This is a genomic window from Arthrobacter sp. Y3225116 (genome assembly GCF_059091245.1).
Map to the genome: position 1 here is coordinate 1 of NZ_JBNHGL010000185.1, position 5,768 is coordinate 5,768.

Sequence of the window (5,768 nt, forward strand, 5' to 3'; positions counted from 1 at the left end):
AGCCACCGCGACGGCGGCAGCGGCTCCCCCGCTCCCGGGCCGCGGTGCGCCCGACCCGGCCTTTGCGGCGGTTGACGCCTACTTGCAAGAACAGATTGACGCCCTCGGGATTCCAGGAGTCTCCCTCGCCATCATCAGAGACGGCGGACTGGTGCACCAGGCGGCATTCGGCAGCGCAGATGACTCGGGGCGCCCCATGACCGCCCAGACGCCGGTTCTTCTGGCCTCGACCAGCAAATCCCTGACCGCCATCGCCGTGATGCAGCAGGTGGACGCCGGTCTGCTGGAGCTGGACGAACCCATGCGGACCTACCTGCCGTGGTTCAGCATGCGTGACCACCGCGCGGCGGCCATCACGGTCCGCCACCTGCTCCATCAGACCAGCGGGCTGTCCACCGCAGACGGCTCGGCTTTCGCGGCGTCGGATACCCAGGATCCCGCAGCGCTGGAACAGGGCGTGCGGGATTTGTCCGGCGCCAGCCTGGCCAACCACCCGGGGGCAACGTTCGCCTACTCCAATGCCAACTACAACATCCTCGGCCTCTTGGTGCAGACCGTTTCCGGCCAGCCCTTCGGGGACTACATGCAGGACCAGGTGTTCGCACCGCTCGACATGGCCAACAGCCACACCACGCGGGCAGCCGCGCGCGCGGACAACCTGGCGTCGGGTTACTCGCTGTGGTTCGGCACCTGGTGGCGACAGACGGACGTGCCGGCCGCGGCGACCGGGATGCCCTCGACCGTCATGTACTCATCGGCCCAGGATCTCGGCCACGAGTTGATCGCCCTGCTGCACGGCGGCGCCTACCTGGACCGCCGCATCCTCCGGCCGGAAAGCGTTGCGACGCTGCTGACGCCCCGGGTCCGTGTCGACGAGTCCAAAAGCTATGCCATGGCATGGTTTGCCCGCCCCCTGCTCGAATCCACACCCCCGGACGCCCCGCCCGCAGCGGACGACGACCTGCCGTTGCTGCTCGAGCATCAGGGCGAATGGGGCAACACCCACACCTATCAGGCCATGGTTCCGTCCTCCGGGCTGGGCCTTGCCCTGCTGATCAACGGGAACGACACATCCGCGCCGTCCCGGCTGCAGGCGCTGGACAGCAACGTCCTGCGGATTCTCCACGGACAACCTCCCGAACCCCTGGCCGCGGACGAGGACTGGCTGCAGCAGTACGGTTGGGCCGTCGCCCTGGCGCTGCTGCTCGCCGAGCTGGCGAGCCTTGCGCTGGCGCTCCACGTCCTGGCGCGGAGACGCACCGCCCCGCGCCACGGGGGCCCTGCCGCCGCGGCCGGAGCCAGCTTTCCCGACGCCTCCGGAAACGACGCCGCCGGCATGGCCCGGCACCGTCGCGTGATGGTCCTCTGGGCCGCCGGGGCACTGGCCCTCGACGCATTCCTCGTCTGGTTGGGATTCGTTTACGCACCCGCCCGGTTCGAAACCCACCTGGCCGTCATCATCCGCCAGATTCCCGACGTCGGTGCCGCCCTTGTACCGGCACTGACGCTGGCCATCGCCTGCTCGCTCCCCCGGACGGTATGGCTGCTGTCGCGGCTCCGGACGCCCCGGCACGTCTCTTGACTAAGCCAAGCCCGCGGGCGACACGAGGCTGCGGCCCGACGAGGGGTTTAGGACGTAGGGTGTGTGGGACGATCGGCCAACGACGACACAAGGAGGAGAATGCGCGCCTACGTCCTCCTCCTGCTGGTGGTCATCTTCTATGCCGGAAACATCCTGACCGGCAAGGCGCTCAGCGACCTGCCGCCGTTGACCATCGCGTTCTTCCGGGTCTTCATCGCCTTCCTGGTGCTGCTCCCGCTGGGATACCGCAGCGCCTGGCAGTCCCGCCGCCTGTTCCTGCAGCACCGCAAACCGCTGCTGTTGCTGACCCTCACGGGAGTCGCCCTCTTTAATACGCTGATCTACAGCGCCCTCCAATTCACCTCGGCCACCAACGTTTCCGTGCTGGAGGCATCGGTTCCGGCGGTAACAGTGGCCCTGAGCTTCTGGCTGCTGCGCGAACGGCTGCGGTCGGTCCAGTGGTTCGGCGTCGTGCTCTCCCTCTGCGGGGCGCTGTGGGTGGTGACCAACGGGCAGCTGATGAGCCTCGCGGACCTGTCCTGGAACATCGGCGACGCCATCATGGCGGCGGCCGCGGTGTCCTGGGCGGTGTATTCGATTGCGGTGAAGAAGTATCTGCACCTGTTCCCCTCCTACGGGGCGGTCCTGGTCATGACCGGACTGTCGGTCATGATCCTGCTGCCCGTCATGGCGGCGGAGTGGCTGGTCGTGGGAGTCCCGCAGATCGGCGGAGGCCACTGGTCAGGCCTGGTGTACCTCGGCGTCTTTCCGTCGGTGATTGCCCTGATGCTCTACAACCGGGCCGTTGCCGTCCTCGGGGCGTCCCAGACGTCCGTGTTCCTGAACTTCGTGCCGGTCTTCACCATGCTCGGTGCGTATCTGCTGCTGAACGAGAGCATCAGCGGCATGCAGCTGCTCGGCGCAGCGCTGGTGATGTGCGGTGTGTTTTTCACCACCCGGGACACTAGGACCGTCCGCGGCAAGGATGCCCGGGCCGCCCGCGAGCCCCGCAAGGATGCGGCGCCGGAGGAGATCCCGTAAGCCCGCCTCCCGGCGGGAACGCCCGGCGCCGGTCGGCGTAGGGTGGCCTTGAGGCGGCATCATGCGCCGCGGGCCGAGGACGCGCCCGGTGAGTAGCGCATGGGCCGTGAAGGCAACCCGAGGGAAGGATGGATATGGAACCCGAGGATTTCGACCTGCTGGTAGTCGGCGGCGGGAAGGCCGGCAAGTCGCTGGCGATGGATCTGGCCAAGTCCGGCCAGAAGGTGGCGATGGTGGAGCGGGCGATGGTCGGCGGCACCTGCATCAACGTGGCGTGCATCCCCACCAAGACCCTCATCCAGTCCGGCCGGGTGTTGGACACCGTGCGCCGGGCGGCCGAATTCGGCGTGGCAGGCGCGGAGCAGCCACGGATGGACCTCGAGCTGCTGCGCCACCGCAAGGAGGACGTGGTGGACACCATGGTCGCCGGGCAGCACAAGCTGTTCACGGGATCGGGCATGGACTTTATCCTGGGCGAGGCCAAGTTCGTCGCCGAGAAAACCGTGGAAGTCGCGCTGAACGACGGCGGCACCCACCTCCTGCGCGGCACCGACGTCGTGCTCAATCTGGGCACCGAGCCGACCCTGCCCCCCATCGACGGCCTGGCCGAATCCGGGGTGCAGACCAGCAACACCCTGCTGCACCTGGAGCAGCTGCCGGCGAGCATCGTGATCCTGGGCGGCGGCTACATCGGTTGCGAGTTCGCCGACCTGCTGAACACCATCGGCGTGCAGGTCACGGTGGTCCAGCGCGCTGGGCAGCTGCTGCCGCGGGAGGACGCCGACGTCGCCGAGCTGGTGGCCCGGAAGTTCACCGACGCCGGGATCACGCTGAAGCTCGAGGCGTCCGCGGAGAAAATCGAGCGCGCCGCCGACGGGAGTGTGACCGTGACCCTGTCCACCGGGGAGACCGTCACCGCGGACGACGTGCTGGTGGCGCTGGGGCGGCGGCCGATGACCGACGGGATCGGGCTGGAGAAGGCCGGGGTGGAGCTGACGGACAAGGGCTTCGTCCAGGTGGACGAGCAACTGCGCACCACGGCCGACGGCGTGTGGGCCGCCGGCGACGCCGCAGGCTCGCCGCAGTTCACCCACGCCTCCTACGACGACTACCGGATCCTGAAAACCAACCTGGCCGCCGCGCGGGGCGAGGGCGAGCCGCGGTCCACCCAGGGACGACTGATCCCCTACACCGTCTTCACGACGCCGGAGCTCGCCAGGGTGGGGATGACGGAGGCCCAGGCCCGGGAGGCCGGCCATGAGGTGCGGATCGCCAGGATGCCGGTGAGCGCGATTCCGCGCGCCCGGACCCTCGGTCAGCTTGAGGGCGAGTGGAAGGCCGTGCTGGACCGAAAGACCGGCAAGATCCTGGGGGCCGCGCTGCTGGGTACGGGGGCCAGCGAGGCAATCGCGGTGCTGCAGATGGCGATGATCGGCGGGATGGACTTCACCGCGGTGCGCGATGCCGTCATCACGCACCCCACCGTCTCCGAGGGGTTGAACCTGCTGTTCACACCTGCGTGGCTGGAGGACTAGGCGCCTAGGCGGCTTCGGTTGTCACCGTCCTCCAGGTCTTCGTCCCGCATTTCGAGCTCGGCGGCGAGGGCGTAGTACTGGACGAACGCGTCCCGGGCCGGGTGCTCGCAGTCCAGCTGTTCGAAGCACTGGTTGCTGAGCGTCAGGAGCTGGTCCGTGGAAAGGACCGACAGATCGCGGGGAAACGCCGGGGACCCGGGCGGTGGCGTCATGCTGTTCACGCCGCCCCCTGGAAACGGGCCCGGCCCGCGGGCGCGTCCGGGCACTCCGGGAGATCCGTGGGCGCGGTGATCGCCAGCCTGCCGGTGAAGGGCGCGGCCTGCGACGCAGTGACTGCTTCTCCGGCACTGAACAGCTCGAGCATCTGCAGGCCACGGCGTTCAATGTGCTGCGCATCGGAAAGATCGACCGTGACCACCATTCCGTGGGCCAGGCGGTCCATGCGTTGGACAAGAGGTAAGAGGGCCGTGCAACTGTCGGCCGTCAGGCATCCGCCCACTTCGATGACCGCCGAGACGCGGTCGATATCCAGCCGGACGAGTACTCGCAGTTTGTGCTCCATGATCGACGCTCCAATGAGTGGATCGATGGCCAACTGCTTAACCGGGATCAACCGTACAAGAACTTCACCCCGTTGCTCAAGGGTTTGAGGCGATGCGGTGCCGGCTATTTGTCGAAGTGGGTTTCGGCGGAGGGGGTTCCGGTGGAGGCGACGATGTCGGAGGCCAGGTCGCGGAGTTTAATGTTGCGCGTATTGGAGGCGGATTTGAGCATCGCGATCGCTTCGTCCTGGCTGCAGCGGCTTTGGCCCATGATGATCCCGACGGCCACGGCAATGGTCGTTCGAGATTCCAGCGCCGCCTTCAGGTCAGCCTCGGTCTCGCGGTGGCGGGCCAGCCGGACCGCAAGGGAAAGTGCCTGGGAGGCCTGATGGGCATATTGCTCGGCCGCGTGAAGGGCGTCCGCGTCGAACCTCCGTGGCCGGTCGGAGTAGAGGTTCAGCCCGGCACTGTCGCCGGTTTCGAGCGGGATCGGCACGGCCAGGATGGACCGGATGCCCTCGGCCATGACGTCCTTGGTGTAGGCGGGCCAGCTCGTCTCCACCTGCAGGTCGGCGATGTGCACGACCGTCTGCTCGCGGGCCGCGCGCAGGCAGGGTCCGTCGGAATATTCGTACTGAATTTCGTCCATCTTCTGCGCCCGATCGCTGCTGCTGGCGACCGTGCCGGCCTTTTTGTGGCGCAGCAGCGTGATGCCGCTCAGGAGTTCCTCGCCGGGTTGGGACAGGTTGTGCACGGCCAGCCGGGCCACCGCGTTGAGGAACGCCTCGATGTCCGCACTGTCTGCCGCCAGGCCGTGAAGGAAATCCCTGACTGTCGTCTCGGAATCATCAAAAATCTCGCCTGTCATGATGTCCTCCAGTGGTGCTCCGGCGTAGGCTCCACGCTACACCTTGTGAGGCAGGTCACAGCCAGAGTCGGTCACTGCGAGGCGGCCGTCCTGGCGGAAGGTCCGTGGCGCCGCGCCACGCTAAGGCGTTCGCGGCCGCTCCGCCGGTTTGGGGCCCGATGCCGGAAGCCCGGCCAGCCGTTCGATCACGCGAAGTCCCG

Annotated in this window: 6 protein-coding genes; 3 read left to right on the forward strand and 3 right to left on the reverse strand. The window is 67.8% G+C overall.

Annotation, left to right across the window (positions count from 1 at the left end):
* The 3 genes from AC5RV2_RS13820 to AC5RV2_RS13830 form a co-directional block, all read left to right on the forward strand.
* The coding region (locus AC5RV2_RS13820; protein ID WP_494092806.1) for a serine hydrolase domain-containing protein at positions 1–1,582 on the forward strand (1,582 nt) is incomplete at its 5' end.
* 99 nt (positions 1,583–1,681) lie between these two features.
* Positions 1,682–2,623, forward strand: coding sequence for a DMT family transporter (locus AC5RV2_RS13825; RefSeq protein ID WP_494092807.1), 942 nt, complete (start codon positions 1,682–1,684; stop codon positions 2,621–2,623).
* 134 nt (positions 2,624–2,757) lie between these two features.
* A complete protein-coding gene (locus tag AC5RV2_RS13830) occupies positions 2,758–4,158 on the forward strand; it encodes a dihydrolipoyl dehydrogenase family protein (protein ID WP_494092808.1) in 1,401 nt (466 codons plus the stop codon).
* On the opposite strand, the gene AC5RV2_RS13835 is transcribed toward AC5RV2_RS13830, so the two are convergent.
* From AC5RV2_RS13835 to AC5RV2_RS13845, 3 genes are all read right to left on the reverse strand, one after another.
* Positions 4,155–4,370 carry a hypothetical protein gene (locus AC5RV2_RS13835; protein WP_494092809.1) on the reverse strand — a complete coding sequence of 72 codons (216 nt, stop codon included), beginning with the start codon at positions 4,368–4,370 and terminating at the stop codon, positions 4,155–4,157. The genes AC5RV2_RS13830 and AC5RV2_RS13835 overlap by 4 nt on opposite strands.
* 5 nt (positions 4,371–4,375) lie before the next feature.
* A complete protein-coding gene (locus tag AC5RV2_RS13840; protein ID WP_494092810.1) occupies positions 4,376–4,720 on the reverse strand; it encodes a hypothetical protein in 345 nt (114 codons plus the stop codon).
* A gap of 104 nt (positions 4,721–4,824) precedes the next feature.
* Positions 4,825–5,568, reverse strand: a complete 744-nt coding sequence (locus AC5RV2_RS13845) for an ANTAR domain-containing protein (protein ID WP_494092811.1) — start codon at positions 5,566–5,568, stop codon at positions 4,825–4,827.
* Positions 5,569–5,768 lie beyond the last annotated feature (200 nt).

Bases quoted from the DNA above. Each gene is read 5' to 3' on its own strand.
- AC5RV2_RS13835 (WP_494092809.1), bottom strand. From the start codon at position 4,370: ATGACGCCACCGCCCGGGTCCCCGGCGTTTCCCCGCGATCTGTCGGTC.
- AC5RV2_RS13845 (WP_494092811.1), bottom strand. From the start codon at position 5,568: ATGACAGGCGAGATTTTTGATGATTCCGAGACGACAGTCAGGGATTTC.
- AC5RV2_RS13830 (WP_494092808.1), top strand. From the start codon at position 2,758: ATGGAACCCGAGGATTTCGACCTGCTGGTAGTCGGCGGCGGGAAGGCC.
- AC5RV2_RS13825 (WP_494092807.1), top strand. From the start codon at position 1,682: ATGCGCGCCTACGTCCTCCTCCTGCTGGTGGTCATCTTCTATGCCGGA.
- AC5RV2_RS13840 (WP_494092810.1), bottom strand. From the start codon at position 4,720: ATGGAGCACAAACTGCGAGTACTCGTCCGGCTGGATATCGACCGCGTC.